This window comes from Delftia sp. WSY_22, from assembly GCF_043104185.1.
Taxonomy (GTDB): domain Bacteria; phylum Pseudomonadota; class Gammaproteobacteria; order Burkholderiales; family Burkholderiaceae_C; genus Comamonas; species Comamonas tsuruhatensis.
In genome coordinates, this window is sequence record NZ_JBICKN010000018.1 from 201049 (window position 1) to 215816 (window position 14768).

Sequence of the window (14768 nt, forward strand, 5' to 3'; positions counted from 1 at the left end):
GACGCAAAGGTTCTTGATCCATTCGGACAGTTCCTCGGAAAACTCACAGATTCATGCCCTGCGTATGTCGTCAGCTTCGGAAAAATCTGTAGCGCCGTCGGCAAGGAATGCGCCATTGTTCAGCGGCACGCGCGCGGCGCGGGCGCCGATCTTGTCAGGTCGCGGACCCGGGCACTTGACAGGCTGTCAAGCAGCCGACTGCCACCGCTGCGGGCCATGGACTGTACTGGGGACTTTTCGCCCAGGCGTACTGCCCGGCCCCGCCATGCCGCCGATACCATGGACCGCGACATGACCCCGGAGACACCCCATGCCCATGCCCCTGTCCCAGACGCACAAGCTCTTTGACGACGACGCCTACCTGGACCGCTGCGAAGCCACCGTGATCGCGGTCAGCCCCGAAGGCATCGAGCTGGATGCCACGGTCTGCTATGCCCGCAGCGGCGGCCAGGCCGGAGACACCGGCACGCTGATCCTGGCCGACGGACGCAGCCTGGCGGTCATCGACACCGTCTATGCCGATGACCGCCAGCGCATCCTGCATGTGCTGCAGACCGATGCGCCGCCCCAGGTCGGCGAGCGCGTGCAGGTAGCCATCGACTGGGACAGGCGCCACCGTCTGATGCGCCTGCACACCTGCCTGCACCTGCTGGGCGTGCTGGTGCCCGTGCCCGTGACGGGCTGCAGCATCTCGCCGGACTCGGCACGCCTGGATTTCGACCTGCCTGAATCCACGCTGGACAAGGCCGATCTGACGGAGCGCCTGAACGCCCTGATCGCCGACAGCCATGCCGTGAACGTGGACCGCATCACGCCCGAGCAATTGGCCGCCCAGCCCGACCTGGTACGCACCGCAGGCGCGGCGCCCCCGGGCGGCACGGCGACGATCCGCATCATCGACATCCCCGGCCTGGACCGCCAGCCCTGCGGCGGCACGCATGTGCGCAGCACGGCCGAGATCGGCACGGTGGCCGTCACCAAGATCGAGAAGAAAAGCCGCACGAACCGGCGCGTGGTCGTGCAGTTCGCCTGAGGCCTGCCGGACCTGCCTGGCCTGCCTTGGCTGCCGCCCCGTGCCTCAGGACATCCAGGACCTGGGCGCCGAGGGGCCACCCGGCTCACGGGACCCCTCGCCGCCCGGAGCCACCCCTTCGGGCTGGCTGCCGGACTTTCGCATCAGCTGCAGGATCTGATCGAGCTTGTCCTGCTCGACGGCGATCGAGTGCAACCTGAACAGCACGTACGGAATGAGGACGCTGGCACAGGCCATGCCCGCCAGCGCCGTCTGTTGCTGGGAGCTGTCGACGAAGAACGCCGTCAGCAGAAAGATGGCGCCAATGACAGCACCTATGAAAACCATCACTCTCATAAACCCCCTCTATGTTCCGCAATCGTACCCAAATGTGACTGAGGTGAGTAGAGGCATGCGAGCTGTGGGGTTGCCCGTCGCCAAAAGACGACGGACGGCAGGTGATTCCCGGCGACAGCCACCGCGCATACCCTGCCGGCGTGACGCCATACCGCATGCTTGGAGCGCAGGTCTTCGAACTGTTTTGACTTGATTCAAATCAACCCGCCCTCCCCCATCCTGTCTATGCTGGAGGCAGCCATACAAAGCATCCATGGCGACAGACCGCCTGCCGGTCCATGGCCACCGGATGCCAGCCACCTCACCCGCTTTTCAAGGAGAAAACAATGGCAATGCAATGGAAACCCGTCCTCTTGGCCCTCGCAATGACTGCCGTCGCCGCACCTGTGCTGGCCGCCGACTGCGCCGTCGAGATCGAAGGCAATGACGCCATGCAGTTCAACAAGCCCACCATCAGCGTGCCCGCCAGCTGCAAGCAGTTCACGGTCAAGCTCAAGCACGTGGGCAAGCTGCCCAAGACGGCCATGGGCCACAACTGGGTACTGAGCAAGACGGCCGACCTGCAGCCCGTGGCCAATGACGGCATCGCCGCCGGCGCCGCCAAGGACTTCGTGAAGGACAAGGACGCCCGCGTGATCGCCCACACCAAGGTGATCGGCGGCGGCGAGACCGACTCCGTGACCTTCTCCACCGCCGCCCTGAAGGCGGGCGAGGCCTACAGCTACTTTTGCTCCTTCCCCGGCCATTCCGCGCTGATGAAGGGCACGCTGACGCTGGCCAAGTAAGCCGGCGATCTGCCTTGGCCCGGGACCTTGCGCCCCGCGCCCTACCCGGCGGCACTTCGGTGCCGCTTGTCGTTTCCGCCCCTCACATTTGCGGGACCGGGCAAGCCACGCTTGCCTGGCCTGCCGGTCCCTGCCGATGCATGCCGATCCGTGCCGTTGTGCGCTGTCTCTCAGTGCCGGCTGGCGGTCCTGCCGTGCGGGCGGCCCTGCATTTCCATGCAACCCTTTTGCATCAGGCGCAGCAGCAGCTGGGTCCAGCTGGCGTCGGCCCATTTGGTGCTTTCCAGCACCAGGGACCGTGCCGACTGCAGGCCGTCGCCGGGCTGCAGCTCCACGCGGAAACTGCCGCGTTCACGCTGGGCCGTGACGGCCACCACGCTGCCCAGCAGGGCGATATCGAGGGAAGGGCGCGGGCCTTGCGGGCCGTCCAGGTCCACGCGCAGCACGCAGCCGGGGCGCAGTTCGTAGGTCCAGCGGTGGTCGGCATGGCCGGCCGCGCCCATGGCGTTCATTTCGGCAAGCCGCTGCTCCTGCGTCATGTCGTAGGGGCTGATGATGGGCGCCTGCTGCTGCGGGTAGCCCTGCACGCCGTCCAGGCAGGCGGCCATGAAGACCACGGCCGCCGCGCATGCCAGCAGTTTCCAGGCGCAGCGCGGGGCCCGTCGTTCAACGCGGTGCATGGGCTGCTCCTGCGTCTTCGTCGCCGGGCACCTGCAGCGACACGTCAACGCGCATGGCCAGCACCTTGTCGATGGCCTTGCCGTCCATGTCCACCACCTCGAAGCGCCAGCCTTCCCATTGCACGGTGTCGGTGACACGCGGCAGCCGGCCCGTGAGCAGCATGACCATGCCGGCCAGCGTGTGGTAGCGGCCGCGCTCTTCCTCGGGCACGGTGGCCAGCTCCAGCCGGTCCTTGAGCTCGGGCACGGGGATGTGGCCGTCCAGCAGCCAGCTGCCGTCCTCGCGCTGCAGCGCCCAGGAGTTGCGCGGATCGCGGGGCTGGAATTCGCCCGTGATGGCCTCCACCAGGTCCTGCAGGGTGACGATGCCCTGGACCTCGCCGTACTCGTCGATCACGAAGGCCATGTGCACGTCGGACAGCCGAAAGCTCTCCAGCAACTCCATGCCGGTGATGGTCTCGGGCACATAGAGCGCGGTCTGCATGGGCTGGTCGGTCAGGCCCTGATCCTTGCCCTGCAGCGCGCGCGACAGCCACTGGCGCGCGTTGAGCACGCCGATGATGGAGTCCATGCCGCCGCGCACCACGGGAAAGCGCGCGTGGTCGGACTGCTCGATCACGCGCAGGTTGTCCTCGAACGGCGCATCGGCATCCAGGCAGACCACGTCGCTGCGCGGCACCATCAGCGAGCCGATCTGGCGGTCGTCAAGGCGGAACACGTTGCGCACCATGGTGTGCTCGTGCGATTCGATGACGCCGGCCGTCGTGCCTTCGGCCAGCATGGCGTGGATCTCCTCCTCCGTGACGGCGCTGCCGCTGTTTTCCTTGACGCCCAGCAGGCGCAGCAGCGCATGGGTGGACACGGACAGCAGCACCACGAAGGGCTTGGTCAGATGGGCCAGCCAGTTGACTGGGCGTGCGATCAGGCGCGCAAAGGTCTCGGGATAGGTCTGGCCGATGCGCTTGGGCACCAGCTCGCCGACGACGATGGAGAAATAGGTGATCAGCACCACCACCAGCGCCGTGGCCGTGTAGCCGCCATAGGGCGCGGGCACGCCCAGGCGCTGCAGCCACTCGGCCAGGGGAGCGGCCAGCGCGGCCTCGCCGACGATACCGTTGAGCACGCCGATGGAGGTGATGCCGATCTGGATGGTGGACAGGAAACGCGTGGGGTCGGCCCCCAGCTGGGCGGCGGCGGCGGCGCCGGCGTCCCCCTCGTCTATGAGTTTTTGCAGGCGAGCCTTGCGCGCCGTCACCAGCGCGATCTCGGACATGGCGAAGACGCCATTGAGCAGGATCAGCGCAAAAAGAATGGCAATTTCCATGATGCTTGTTCTGGGAACCGGGAGCCGCCGCTGCGGCAAAAAGGGCCCATGCTGCGCTGGGTCCGGAGAGATTGGAAGCGATAGGCCAGCCCCGCAGACGGGGCATGCCGGACAGGACCCGGCGAACGGCGTGGATGCCGCATGCGCCGACCCGGAGGAGCCAACGGCCCCGGCAGGTCGCAAAGGGGATCAGGCCGCCCGGGGAGGCCGGTCGGGCGGGGCCAGGCTGCGCCACGGTCCTTCGCGAAGGCTGCTGGCGACATGGCGATCGGCCTGCAGCCGGGGGGCATCCACGCCATCGACGGCATGCATGACATCGGGGAGGTCCTGCTGATCGTCCATCAGCGCATGGTCGAAGTCATCGAGCAGGGAGGCCGTGTCCACCAGCGGCGCTGCCGTGCGCTGCACGCTGGCGCAGGCGGCGCCGGCCGGCTCGCAAGCGGCCCCCGGCAGGGCCCGCCATGGCACAAGCCCCAGCGTGGACAAGGCCACGCTGACGACGAAGTGCAGGGAAAAAGCCACGATGAACCATCTGGACATGGTCCGGGGATTTTATCCATGCGCCGCACCCGCGGGCAGGCACCGCGCCTGCCCACCGCTGCCTGCCACTGTCCACGGCTGTTCGCCGTTTCCTACAAGCGGCGCGCCGGCGCCGTGGAAACATGCGCCACGGCCCACTCTCCGCCCTTTGCCATGAAAGCACTCCATACCCTTTTCACCGTCGTGCACGCGCTCATCGCCCTGCTGTTTTCGCTGGCGGCCATCGCCCTGCTGTGGATTGCAGGCCTCAAGGGCTGGAACGCCATGGCGCATGGCGTGGATGGCGATTCGGGCCTGCGCATCGTCGAGGCGCTGGGCATTCTGGCCTCGGGCGTGGTCGCGCTGCAGATCGCCCAGACCATCACCGAAGAGGAGGTCATACGCGAGGCCCATATCAGCGGCCCCACGCGCGTGCGCCGGTTTCTCTCGCGCTTTCTGGTGGTGCTGGTCGTGGCCCTGGCCGTCGAAGCCCTGGTCGCTGCCTTCAAGACGCAGGAAGAGCCGGCCCACCTGCTCTATCCCGCCGCCCTGGTCAGCGCCGTGGGTGTCCTGCTGCTGGGCTGGGGTGCCTTCATCCACCTCAACCGCTCCGCCGAGGAGCTGGAGCCCGAGGCCATGGAACAGGCCAAGGGCGAGGACCACAAGGTGAACAAGGATTGATGGCAGGCAGCTTCCCTTCGGGTTGCCTGCATTCGTGCGAACAGGCCCTAATATGGGTATCAGCCCTTGAAGCAATTCATGGAAGGTGGATGCCGCCCGCCCCGGCCGGCAACGCACAGGAGCCCGCCATGCCCGAATCTCTTGCCCCGACGGCCGCGACGGCCTTGCCCGACGCGCAGCCCTCCTCGCCACGCCAGGAAAAACTGTCCGATGTCAGCGAGACCTTGCGCATTCCACTGGCCGCCCGCGCCCTGGGCGAGCGGCTGTTTCCCGGCATGGCCGTCAGCGACGCCCACGCCTTGGACACCCTGACCCAGCTGGGCGACGACGGCAGCCGGTGGCTGCAGGACCGGCAGAGCATCTACGGCGTGCTGGCGCGCACGCACTGCTTTCGCGCGCTGGCGCAGGACTTCTTGCAGCGCCAGCAGCAGGGCCATGTGGTGAACCTGGGCTGCGGCCTCAGCGACTATTTCCAATGGCTGGACAACGGGCAGATGCACATGACGGATGCGGACCTGGGACCGGTGACCGCGCTGCGCAGGCAGCTGCTGCCCCGGCAATCGGAGCGCCAGGAGATCCGCGAATTCGACCTGGCCGATGCCGACTGGTGGCAGCGGCTGGGACTGCCGGCCGACAGGTCCGGGCCTGCGGTGTTCATGATGGCCGAGGGCGTTTCCATGTACCTGCAGCCAGAGCAGATGCAGGCGCTGTGGACCACGTTTGCGCAGCGCAGCCCGCCGGGCTCGGAGCTGGTGTTCGACGCCATGTGCTGGCTGGCGGCCGGGCGCGCAAGCCAGCACCCTTCGGTCCGGCTCACCCAGGCCCAGTTCCATTGGGGCCTGCGCCGCGAGGCCGATCTGGCGCAAGCCCATCCCCGCCTGCAGCTGGTGGCCGCGCACCAGGTGATGGAAGGCTACGGCCCGCCCTACTCGCTGGTGGGGCCGGCATTCCGCTGGACCTTTGGCGTGCACTTCTATGCCATCTACCAGCTGAAGTCGGTCGAGACGGCGGCTTAGGCCGATTGCTCAGCCGCAACGAAAGATGCCCGGTCAAGCCGGGCATCTTTGCTTCAAGGAACCAGGATCAGCCTGCGTCGGCCGCGCTGGCGGACAGGGCCAGGGCCCGGCCTTGCACCAGGTCTTGCCCGGGCTGCCATTCGCGCACAAAGCGGTTGCGCGGCGGCCGCAGGGCTTCGCGGCCGGCCGAGACGGGCGTGCCCACATACAGCAGGCCGACGAGCCGGTCATGGGGCTCGAATCCCAGGGCCTCGCGCACGCGCGCATCGTGGCTGTTGGCGCCGCTGGCCCAGAAGCCGCCAAAGCCCAGGATATGCAGGGCGTTGAGCATGTTCATGGCGGCAGCGCCACCGGCCAGCAGTTGCTCGCTCTCTGGCACCTTGTGCTCGGGCTGCAGGTGCACGCCCAGCGCAATGATCAGCGGGGCGGACAAGGCCTTGGCGCGGAAGCGCTCGGCGTCGGCCTGCGGGTCGCGCGCCCTGGCGGCCTGCACGAACACCTCGCCCAGCGCATGGCGCGCATCGCCCTGCACCAGCACAAAGCGCCAGGGCCGCAGCTGCCCGTGGTCGGGGGCGCGCAGTGCAGCATCGATGACGGTGTCGATCACGTCTGCGCCCGGCGCCGGGTCCTGCAGCGGCCAGCGCGACTGGCGCGACATCAGCAGGTCCAGGGCGACGCGCTGCTCGGGGGTCAGGGATCTGTCGTTGGTGCTCATTCGTTGTCCTGCAGCGCAGGCTGTCTTGCCTGCTCGGGCTGTGCCGGTGATTCGGGTGGCAGCTGCGAGCACGCGCTGCAATGGCCGTACAGGGCCAGGCGGTGGTCGGCCAGGCGGTAGCCGTGGGCCTGGGCCACCTGGTGCTGCAGTGCCTCGATGTGGTCGTTGCTGAATTCATCCACGCGTCCGCACTGCAGGCAGATCAGGTGGTCATGGTGCGGGCCCTCGTTGAGCTCGAAGACGGCCTTGCCGCTTTCAAAGGTCTGGCGCAGCAGCAGGCCCGCCGCCTCCAGCTGGGACAGCACGCGGTAGATGGTGGCCAGGCCCACTTCGGCACGCCGCTCGGCCAGCAGGCGGAACACGTCCTCGGCATGCAGGTGGCGCGATGCGCTCTGCCTGAAGATTTCCAGCACCTGCATGCGCGGCAGCGTGGCCTTCAGGCCCACGCTGCGCAGTTCGGGTTCGCCACCCGGGCTCAGGGGCATCTTGCTGCGTGTCATGCGGTCGTGTCTCCGTGGCTCAGCGTCATGGCGGGGTTGTCGCCGCCGTCGGCGCCCCGGTGTATGCGGACGATGCGCAGCGCATCGGGCTGCTCCACCAGCACGCAGGTCTTGCCCGTGCGCTGGCAATGGTCCTGCACGCGCCAGTACTCGCCGTGGCTCAGGCAGCCGGTCTGGCAGATCACCAGGTCGGCCTCGCGCAGGCTGGCCTCGAAGGCCTCGGCGTCCTGTTCGGGCTCCCGCGCATGCGCGCCCGCTGCAGGCACGGCGGGCTGCGCCAGGGGCGCGGCCGATTGGCGCTGCCAGCGTGCGCGCTCGCGCAACAGGTCCTGCACGCGCACCAGCAGCGACTCCACGCGCCGCGCCAGCGTGACGCGGCGCGAGAGGCCGGGAATGGCCTTCTCCAGCGCCTCGCGCTCCTCGCGCGCCCACAGCAGCTGGGTTTCCTTGGCCATCAAGGCCGCGCGCTGGCGGATCACCAGCCTTTGCAGCCTCTCTATTTCCTGGGCTTGAAGGCACAGCAGCTCGCTGCTGCGCAATTGGGCGTGGCCGTAGCCACGCAGCAGCACCTGGTGCTCGTGCGCCAGCTGCTGAATGTCGTCCAAGGTCTGGGTCATGGTTTCCTCGGCAAACCTGAGCATCGCGCGGCGGTCGCGCGAAGGCCTTTGCGCGTGGCCGCGTGCGGCACGGGCCGGGCTTGCCGGCAAGGCGGTGTGCTGCGGTGCAAGCCGGATGCGTCGGCAAATCAGTGAGAATGATTCTTATTAAATCATGAAATGCCGGCCGTCAAACCGATGACCGTACGCCGTCTGGTGCAAAGGCCGCACCGGCGCAGATGCGCTTGCAGGGCGGCTGTCAGCGCCCTGTCCCTTGCAGCAACGCAGGCCTGCGCCCGGCCTGCCGTTGCCTGTCCGATCCGCTCAAAGCCCCTTGAGCAGCCGCCCGTTGACCTCGGTGCCGTATAGCGAGTACGGGTTGTCGTGGAACTGCTTGCGCGTGTCGGCCACGTTGCCGGTGAAGCGCGGGTCCTGGGGGCGCTCCATGCTGTTGATGTAGGTGGCCACGTCCCAGGCCTCCTGGTCATCCAGCGTGGGGTTGCCGTAGGGCATGTTGCCCTTGATGAAGCTGGCGGCCTTGTCCACTTCGTGCGTGCCCGCGCCCCAGTTGTAGGACTGCTTGCCCCACAGCGGCGGGAACACGGTTACACCGCCTACTTCCTGGCCCTGGCCCTGAGGGCCGTGGCACAGGGCGCACTTGGCCTCGTACACCTTGGCGCCGCGCTCGAAGCTGGGCTCCTGCGCGGCCTTGCCCACCTTGGTGAAGCCCGCGCCGGGCAGCTTCTCGCCCGTGGGCGCCTTCTGCGCCATCCAGTAGGCATAGGCCTCCAGCGCCACGAGGATGTCATGGCCGTCGTCGGGCGCCTTGCCGTTCATGCTGTACATGAAGCAGCCGCGCACGCGCTCGGCGAAGGTGTCCACGTGGTTGGTCTTCTTGCGGTAGGCCGGGTACAGCGGGTAGGCACCCCACATGGGTGCGGCGCCCTTGAGCCGGCCTGCGTCCAGGTGGCAGTTCACGCAGTTGAGGGTGTTGCCCGAAAAGCCCACGGCGTTGGCCGGCGTGCGCAGGAAGATGGCCTCGCCACGGCGGATCCACTCGCCCATGGGAGTGTCCGGAATGTCGCGGGCACCGGGCGGCGTGAAGGCTGCGCCGTCGGCAGCCCCCTGAACGGGCTGGGCATCGGGCTTTGCGGGGACAGCAGCGGGTGCGGCGGGTGCGGCGGCCACGTTGACCGGCACGTCGGGCCGGGCTGGACGGCTGACGTACATGCCATAGGCGAGTGTGCCCGCCAGACCGGCGAACAGGCAGGCAACGACGATGTATTCGGCGGTGTTGGAACTGCCGGGGGCGGGATTGCGTGGTGTGTCGGACATGATCGGCTCCCGGTCCATCAGGGTTTGGCCGGCGCGGAGGCCGTGGCTGCGGTGGCTGTGCCCGCGCCATGCAGGCGGGCGTAGTAGGACGCCACCGCCTGGATGTCTTCAGGCGTGAGCTTGCGGGCGATCTTGCCCATCAGGCCCAGGGGGCCGGCCTCGCGCTGGCCCTTGTTCCAGGCGGCGACCTGGCTTTGCATGTAGTCGGCCGTCAGGTGGCCGATGGCGGGGAAGTCCGCTCCCACGCCCACGCCGCCAGGGCCATGGCACTGGGCGCAGGCAGGAATGCCGTCGGCCCAGCGGCCACGCTCGACCAGCCAGGCGCCGTCATCGTCCTTGCCCTTGGGCAGCGGGCCGCGCACGGGCTGGATGGGCAGCGGCAGGCTGGCGTAGTAGGCCGAGACGTCGGCACGGTCCTGGGCCGACAGGGCCTTGGCCATGGGCGCCATCACGGGCGCCTGCCGGCTGCCGTCGGCCAGGCGCTGCAGCTGGCGCGCCAGATAGCCGGCGTGCTGGCCGGCCAGGGCCGGAAAGCCCGCCATGCCCTCGCCCTTGGCGCCGTGGCAGGTGGCACAGGCCGCCGCGCCCTGGGGCGTGCCCGCCTGGGCGATCTTCTGGCCAGCGGCAGCGTTGCCTTGCACTGCCGCCTGCGCAGCGGAGGTGTCTTGTGCCCAGGCGCCGCCCATCGGCATGCAGATGCCGACAGCAATGGCGATGCACGACCGGGACAGGGTCTGTTTGTTCATGCGGTTCATCGTGGGAAGAGGCTGTTGCCCTGCCATGCGTGGGCGCCGGCAGGTGCGCGGCAGCGGCGGACGGGGTCAGTTCTGGATACCTGCGGCTGCCCCCGCACAGCGCAATGCCTGCGCGGCTGGCCAGCCAGGTCGGCACGATACGCAGCGCAGATTAAGTCGGCGTTAATGCGCCGGCGTCGGTGCGCTCTCGTCAGTGCGTCGGCACCAGTGCGCCGGCGCCCACCGCCAACGGCAGATAAAGGCGTGCGACCAGCCCGCTCGCATCGCCTTCTTCGGGCCGCCACAGGCTGCGCGGCTGCAGCAGCAGGCAGCCGCCTGCGCATTCGGCGATGCGCTGCACGATGGGCAGGCCCAGGCCGCTGCCATGCTCCTGGGGACGCTTGCGCCAGAAGCGGCGCGTGGCCTCTTCGCATTCCTCGGCGCTGAGCCCCGGGCCATGGTCGGCCACGGTGAACTCCACATAGTCTGAGCCCGGCTGCTGTGTCTTGCCCGGCATGGCGCCAATGGGCCGCACGGCCAGTTCCACGGGATGCTGCGGCGCATGGCGCAGGGCGTTTTCCAGCAGATTGCGCAGGGCCGAGACCAGCAGGGGCTCGGAGATGGCCAGCGGCCAGGCGCCATTGCCGGGCTGCTGGTGCGTGTCCAACCATTGGCGCTGCGCCGGCGCCGGTGCTCCGGCGCTCACGGCATTCACCGCCAGTTGCCAGGCCTTGTCCAGCGCCTGCAGCGCATCGGCAGGCGCATCGCCGCAGGCCAGCGCATTGGCGGCGCCCGGTTCATGCTGCTCCAGCCGCGCCAGCAGCAGCAACTGCTCCAGCGTGTGCTGCAGGTGCTCCACGCCCTCGCCCGCCTGGGCCAGGGAATCGCGGGCCATGGAGCCGGGCGGCGCGGCCAGAAGGCCGGCAGGCATGCCGGGCGCCGCCAGCGCCATCTGCGCCACCTGCACATGGGTCTTGATGGCGGTCAGCGGCGTGCGCAGCTCATGGGCCGCGTCGTCGCTCCAGCGGCGCTCGCGGTCGATGGCCGCGCGCACGCGGTGCAGCAGCTGGTTGAGCGTGCCCACCAGCGGCGCCAGCTCGCGCGTCTGCAGGCCCTGGGCCACGGGCGAATCGTCGCCGGGCGGGCGGCGCGCCAGCTCGCGCCGCAGGGCCTCCAGCGGCCTGAGGCCCTGGGTCACGGCCCACCACATCAGCCCCATGCTGGCCAGCAGGGCCAGCACGAAGGGCAGGACGATGGTGTAGGCAAAGCCGTGGATCAGGCCCTCGCGCACATCAATGCGGTCGGCCGTGGCGATGCGCACGCCGTGGTCCTCCAGCACATAGGTGCGCCAGGGCTTGCCCCCCTTGATGATGGTCGAGAAGCCCAGCGGCATGCTCTGCGGGAACACGGGGCTGCCCTCGGTCTTGGCCAGCACCTGCGGCAGGGCCGATTCGGGCCGCACGGGCTGGACCTCGCCGCGCACCAGGCTGACCTCGCAGGCCACGCCGTCGCGCGCGATCACGTTGAGCATGGGGCTCCAGTCCTGCGGCAGCTCCCGGGCAGGCCGGAACTGGTGGACGATGCCTGCCACCATGCGCGCCGAGGCGATCAGCCGGTCATCCAGCACGGTGCGCAGCTCGTTGCGCATGTCCGAGAACATCCAGGCCGCCACCCCGCCCCACAGCGTGCACAGCGCCAGGCACAGACATGCCAGCAGGCGCACGCGCAGGCTGCGCATCATGGGTGCAGGCCCAGGCGGTAGCCCTCGCCGCGCACCGTCTCCACCAGTTCATGGCCCAGCTTGCGGCGCAGGTGGTGCACATGCACGTTGACGGCATTGCTCTCCACGTCCTGGCTGTAGCCGTAGAGGCTGTCGCGCAGTTGCTCGGTACTCAGGATGCGGCCCGGCGACTGCAGCAGCGCGCGCAGCAGCGACCACTCGCGGCGCGACAGCTCCACGGTGCGGCCCTGGCGCTGGATATGGCCGGCAGCGGGGTTGATGCGCACCTCGCCCAGCTCGATCCAGTCCACGCTGCGGCCGGCCGCGCGGCGCAGCAGCGCATGCAGGCGCGCCGCCAGTTCGTGCAGGTCAAAGGGCTTGACCAGGTAATCGTCGGCGCCGGTCTGCAGGCCTTCGATACGCTGTGACACGGCATCGCGCGCCGTCAGCACCAGCACGGGCACCTGCAGGCCCTGGCCGCGCCAGCGCGCCAGCAGCGAGAGGCCATCCTCGTCGGGCAGGCCCAGGTCCAGCACGCAGGCATCGAAATGCGAGGAACGGATGGCCGCATCCGCCTGCCCGGCCGAGGCCACGGTATCCACGCCAAAGCCCTGCAGCTGCAGGCCGGCTCTCACGCCGCTGGCCACCAGCGCGTTGTCTTCCACCAAGAGAACATGCATGTTGTTGTCCGCAGGGCCTGGCGCCAGGCCCCGCCGTCTGTATCCAAGTCGGGAACGAAAAGCGACTGAGCATCGCAGATTTGCCGCGCTGGCGCGGCGGTGCGCCGAATTTCGCAGGCACGCGCACAAGAATGCGGCCAGGCGGCCCGCTCAGGGCCGGGCCAGCAGCCCGCCCAGCAGCAGGTCCAGCGCCGCCGCGCCGCGCTCCAGCCGCAGGTCGGCGTCCTCGCCCTCGGCAATCCAGAAAGCCGCTTCGGCCAGGCTGCCGTAGATCAGCGATGCCAGCGCCTGCGGATCGGCCCGGGCCACGATGCCCTGCGCCATGAGGTCCGCAATCAGTGCCTGCATGGACGCAATGCAGTGGCGCTGCGATTGCGGCAGCGCTCCGCCCAAAGCCGCGCGCGCATCGCGCAGCACGATGCGCTGGATTTCAGGCTCCAGCGCCATTTCCAGGTAGGCCCGGCAGCGGCTGCGAAAGCCCTGCCAGGGATCCCGGGCATGGGCGGTGATGGCCTGCAGGCGTTCATCCACCTCGGCATCGATCTGCTCGACCACGGCCGCCAGCAGGCCCTGCTTGTCGCCGAAATGGTGGTACAGCGCGCCCCGCGTCAGGCCCACCTGCGCGGTGAGATCGTCCATGGAGGCATCGGCGTAGCCCTGCTCTCCAAAGGCCTTGCGGGCCGTGGCCAGCAGCGTGGCGCGGGTTTCTTCCATCTCGGCGCGGGTGCGGCGGACCATGGCCAATCTCCTTACATACGGCGTGCATGATTATTTACATACGATGCGTATGTATATAGGATTCTATTCATACGCAGCGTATGTATTTTCTCTGTCCCGCGACGGCGGTGCAACACCCCCCACCTGTTTGAAGGGATCTGGACCATGAATTCGTCTTCCTCCACGCGGCCCGAACCCGCCGCGCTCCGCCCGTGGCTGGCCGTGTCCGCCGTGGGCCTGGCCACCTTTTCCGTGGTGACCACGGAAATGCTGCCGGTCGGCCTGCTCACATCCATTGCTGGCAGCCTGGGCACCTCCATGGGCAGGGCCGGCCTGATGATCTCGCTGCCGGCGCTGCTGGCCGCGCTGTTCGCGCCGCTGGTGGTGATGGCGGCGGGCGGCATGGACCGGCGCCGCATCCTGTGCGGACTGCTGGCCCTGCTCGTGCTGGCCAACCTGGCCTCGGCGCTGGCGCCGTCGCTGATCTGGCTGCTGGCCGCGCGCGTCCTGGTGGGCTTTTGCATGGGCGGCATCTGGGCAATCGCGGGCGGGCTGGCGGCACGGCTGGTACCCCAGGCGTCGATGGGCCTGGCAACCTCCATCATCTTTGGCGGCGTGGCGGCGGCCTCGGTGCTGGGCGTGCCGCTGGGCGCGCTGATCGGCGATTTCGCGGGATGGCGCTGGGCATTCGGTGGCATGGCAGGCTTCAGCGCACTGGTGCTGGCGCTGCACATGGCCGTTCTCCCCGCCCTGCCTGCCACAGGCTCGGCCAGCCTGCGCCAATTCAGTCATCAGCTGGCCAACCGCAGGCTGCAGGCCGGGCTGGCACTGACGCTGCTGCTGGTGGCCGGGCATTTCATGTCCTTCACCTTCGTGCGCCCGCTGCTGCTGACGGTGTCGGGGTTCGATGCGCAATGGATGAGCGCGCTGCTGCTGGCTTACGGCATCGCGGGCATTGCGGGCAACTTCCTGGCGGGCATCATCGCGGCGCGCCGCACGGTGCCGAGTCTGGCGGCGATCGCCCTGGGCCTGCTGCTGGCACCTGTGCTGTTCCTGTCCGTGGGCGACTCGCCAACCGGTGGTGGCGCCGTGCTGCTGGTCTGGGGCCTGGCCTACGGCGGCGTATCGGTGGGCCTGATGACCTGGATGATGCAGGCTGCGCCACGCGCCGTGGAAATTGCCACGGCGCTGTACGTTGGCGTCTTCAACATCGGTATTGCGCTGGGCTCATGGGCAGGCGGCCAACTGGTCGATGGCTGGGGGCTGCACGCCACGCTCTGGCTGTCTGGCGGCTTGGCCGCTGCGGCCTTGCTGCTGTCTGCGGCCATGGGATTGGCTGGGCGAAATGGACCGGTCGCAGCCTGATGGCCATCAGGCCGTTAACCCCCCGTTAATTC

Annotated in this window: 17 protein-coding genes; 5 read left to right on the top strand and 12 right to left on the bottom strand. The window is 68.8% G+C overall.

Features of this window, described 5'->3' with window-relative positions:
- Positions 1 to 310 precede the first annotated feature (310 nt).
- A complete protein-coding gene (locus ACF8NF_RS10760) occupies positions 311 to 1033 on the top strand; it encodes an alanyl-tRNA editing protein (RefSeq protein ID WP_017403871.1) in 723 nt (240 codons plus the stop codon).
- 45 nt (positions 1034 to 1078) lie between these two features.
- Here the strand turns inward: ACF8NF_RS10760 and ACF8NF_RS10765 are convergent, their stop codons facing one another.
- Positions 1079 to 1360 carry a hypothetical protein gene (locus ACF8NF_RS10765; protein WP_227468558.1) on the bottom strand — a complete coding sequence of 94 codons (282 nt, stop codon included), beginning with the start codon at positions 1358 to 1360 and terminating at the stop codon, positions 1079 to 1081.
- 335 nt (positions 1361 to 1695) lie between these two features.
- Between ACF8NF_RS10765 and azu the strand changes: the two genes are divergently transcribed.
- The gene (gene azu / locus ACF8NF_RS10770; protein WP_016446217.1) at positions 1696 to 2154 is read left to right on the top strand and encodes an azurin; all 459 of its coding nucleotides are present in this window, start codon (positions 1696 to 1698) and stop codon (positions 2152 to 2154) included.
- Positions 2155 to 2324: 170 nt separating this feature from the next.
- On the opposite strand, the gene ACF8NF_RS10775 is transcribed toward azu, so the two are convergent.
- The 3 genes from ACF8NF_RS10775 to ACF8NF_RS10785 form a co-directional block, all read right to left on the bottom strand.
- Positions 2325 to 2834 (bottom strand): hypothetical protein, encoded by a 510-nt coding sequence (locus tag ACF8NF_RS10775; RefSeq protein ID WP_047327407.1) that lies wholly within the window; start codon positions 2832 to 2834, stop codon positions 2325 to 2327.
- Positions 2821 to 4158, bottom strand: a complete 1338-nt coding sequence (locus tag ACF8NF_RS10780) for a hemolysin family protein (protein ID WP_016446219.1) — start codon at positions 4156 to 4158, stop codon at positions 2821 to 2823. The genes ACF8NF_RS10775 and ACF8NF_RS10780 overlap by 14 nt, the downstream gene beginning before the upstream one ends.
- Positions 4159 to 4347: 189 nt before the next feature.
- Positions 4348 to 4698, bottom strand: coding sequence for a hypothetical protein (locus ACF8NF_RS10785; protein ID WP_016451613.1), 351 nt, complete (start codon positions 4696 to 4698; stop codon positions 4348 to 4350).
- Between the two features lie 153 nt (positions 4699 to 4851).
- On the opposite strand from ACF8NF_RS10785, the gene ACF8NF_RS10790 reads away from it, so the two are divergent.
- Positions 4852 to 5358, top strand: coding sequence for a hypothetical protein (locus ACF8NF_RS10790; RefSeq protein WP_026061999.1), 507 nt, complete (start codon positions 4852 to 4854; stop codon positions 5356 to 5358).
- 128 nt (positions 5359 to 5486) lie between these two features.
- The gene (locus ACF8NF_RS10795; protein ID WP_392450574.1) at positions 5487 to 6374 is read left to right on the top strand and encodes a class I SAM-dependent methyltransferase; all 888 of its coding nucleotides are present in this window, start codon (positions 5487 to 5489) and stop codon (positions 6372 to 6374) included.
- 67 nt (positions 6375 to 6441) lie between these two features.
- Here ACF8NF_RS10795 and ACF8NF_RS10800 read toward each other — a convergent pair whose 3' ends face one another.
- From ACF8NF_RS10800 to ACF8NF_RS10835, 8 genes are all read right to left on the bottom strand, one after another.
- On the bottom strand, positions 6442 to 7089 hold the full coding sequence (locus ACF8NF_RS10800) for a nitroreductase (protein ID WP_392450575.1): 648 nt from the start codon (positions 7087 to 7089) through the stop codon (positions 6442 to 6444).
- Entirely contained in the window at positions 7086 to 7589 is a 504-nt protein-coding gene (gene fur / locus ACF8NF_RS10805; protein WP_047327410.1) for a ferric iron uptake transcriptional regulator, read from the bottom strand. Before fur ends, ACF8NF_RS10800 begins: the two co-directional genes overlap by 4 nt.
- Positions 7586 to 8206, bottom strand: coding sequence for a DUF2325 domain-containing protein (locus ACF8NF_RS10810; RefSeq protein WP_016446225.1), 621 nt, complete (start codon positions 8204 to 8206; stop codon positions 7586 to 7588). Before ACF8NF_RS10810 ends, fur begins: the two co-directional genes overlap by 4 nt.
- 303 nt (positions 8207 to 8509) lie before the next feature.
- Positions 8510 to 9520, bottom strand: coding sequence for a c-type cytochrome (locus tag ACF8NF_RS10815; RefSeq protein ID WP_026061998.1), 1011 nt, complete (start codon positions 9518 to 9520; stop codon positions 8510 to 8512).
- A 17-nt stretch (positions 9521 to 9537) separates the two neighbouring features.
- Positions 9538 to 10275, bottom strand: coding sequence for a c-type cytochrome (locus ACF8NF_RS10820; RefSeq protein WP_392450576.1), 738 nt, complete (start codon positions 10273 to 10275; stop codon positions 9538 to 9540).
- Between the two features lie 190 nt (positions 10276 to 10465).
- Complete coding sequence (locus ACF8NF_RS10825; protein ID WP_392450577.1) at positions 10466 to 11995, bottom strand: ATP-binding protein; 1530 nt, start codon at positions 11993 to 11995, stop codon at positions 10466 to 10468.
- Positions 11992 to 12654, bottom strand: a complete 663-nt coding sequence (locus ACF8NF_RS10830) for a response regulator transcription factor (RefSeq protein ID WP_012206042.1) — start codon at positions 12652 to 12654, stop codon at positions 11992 to 11994. The genes ACF8NF_RS10825 and ACF8NF_RS10830 overlap by 4 nt, the downstream gene beginning before the upstream one ends.
- Before the next feature lie 150 nt (positions 12655 to 12804).
- Positions 12805 to 13392, bottom strand: coding sequence for a TetR/AcrR family transcriptional regulator (locus ACF8NF_RS10835; RefSeq protein ID WP_392450578.1), 588 nt, complete (start codon positions 13390 to 13392; stop codon positions 12805 to 12807).
- A gap of 144 nt (positions 13393 to 13536) precedes the next feature.
- On the opposite strand from ACF8NF_RS10835, the gene ACF8NF_RS10840 reads away from it, so the two are divergent.
- Positions 13537 to 14736, top strand: a complete 1200-nt coding sequence (locus ACF8NF_RS10840) for an MFS transporter (protein ID WP_392450579.1) — start codon at positions 13537 to 13539, stop codon at positions 14734 to 14736.
- Positions 14737 to 14768 lie beyond the last annotated feature (32 nt).

What these genes read in the sequence shown, in the direction of transcription:
- ACF8NF_RS10760 (WP_017403871.1), top strand. Translation starts at nt 311, where the DNA reads ATGCCCATGCCCCTGTCCCAGACGCACAAGCTCTTTGACGACGACGCC.
- ACF8NF_RS10765 (WP_227468558.1), bottom strand. Translation starts at nt 1,360, where the DNA reads ATGGTTTTCATAGGTGCTGTCATTGGCGCCATCTTTCTGCTGACGGCG.
- azu (WP_016446217.1), top strand. Translation starts at nt 1,696, where the DNA reads ATGGCAATGCAATGGAAACCCGTCCTCTTGGCCCTCGCAATGACTGCC.
- ACF8NF_RS10775 (WP_047327407.1), bottom strand. Translation starts at nt 2,834, where the DNA reads ATGCACCGCGTTGAACGACGGGCCCCGCGCTGCGCCTGGAAACTGCTG.
- ACF8NF_RS10780 (WP_016446219.1), bottom strand. Translation starts at nt 4,158, where the DNA reads ATGGAAATTGCCATTCTTTTTGCGCTGATCCTGCTCAATGGCGTCTTC.
- ACF8NF_RS10785 (WP_016451613.1), bottom strand. Translation starts at nt 4,698, where the DNA reads ATGTCCAGATGGTTCATCGTGGCTTTTTCCCTGCACTTCGTCGTCAGC.
- ACF8NF_RS10790 (WP_026061999.1), top strand. Translation starts at nt 4,852, where the DNA reads ATGAAAGCACTCCATACCCTTTTCACCGTCGTGCACGCGCTCATCGCC.
- ACF8NF_RS10795 (WP_392450574.1), top strand. Translation starts at nt 5,487, where the DNA reads ATGCCCGAATCTCTTGCCCCGACGGCCGCGACGGCCTTGCCCGACGCG.
- ACF8NF_RS10800 (WP_392450575.1), bottom strand. Translation starts at nt 7,089, where the DNA reads ATGAGCACCAACGACAGATCCCTGACCCCCGAGCAGCGCGTCGCCCTG.
- fur (WP_047327410.1), bottom strand. Translation starts at nt 7,589, where the DNA reads ATGACACGCAGCAAGATGCCCCTGAGCCCGGGTGGCGAACCCGAACTG.
- ACF8NF_RS10810 (WP_016446225.1), bottom strand. Translation starts at nt 8,206, where the DNA reads ATGACCCAGACCTTGGACGACATTCAGCAGCTGGCGCACGAGCACCAG.
- ACF8NF_RS10815 (WP_026061998.1), bottom strand. Translation starts at nt 9,520, where the DNA reads ATGTCCGACACACCACGCAATCCCGCCCCCGGCAGTTCCAACACCGCC.
- ACF8NF_RS10820 (WP_392450576.1), bottom strand. Translation starts at nt 10,275, where the DNA reads ATGAACCGCATGAACAAACAGACCCTGTCCCGGTCGTGCATCGCCATT.
- ACF8NF_RS10825 (WP_392450577.1), bottom strand. Translation starts at nt 11,995, where the DNA reads ATGATGCGCAGCCTGCGCGTGCGCCTGCTGGCATGTCTGTGCCTGGCG.
- ACF8NF_RS10830 (WP_012206042.1), bottom strand. Translation starts at nt 12,654, where the DNA reads ATGCATGTTCTCTTGGTGGAAGACAACGCGCTGGTGGCCAGCGGCGTG.
- ACF8NF_RS10835 (WP_392450578.1), bottom strand. Translation starts at nt 13,392, where the DNA reads ATGGTCCGCCGCACCCGCGCCGAGATGGAAGAAACCCGCGCCACGCTG.
- ACF8NF_RS10840 (WP_392450579.1), top strand. Translation starts at nt 13,537, where the DNA reads ATGAATTCGTCTTCCTCCACGCGGCCCGAACCCGCCGCGCTCCGCCCG.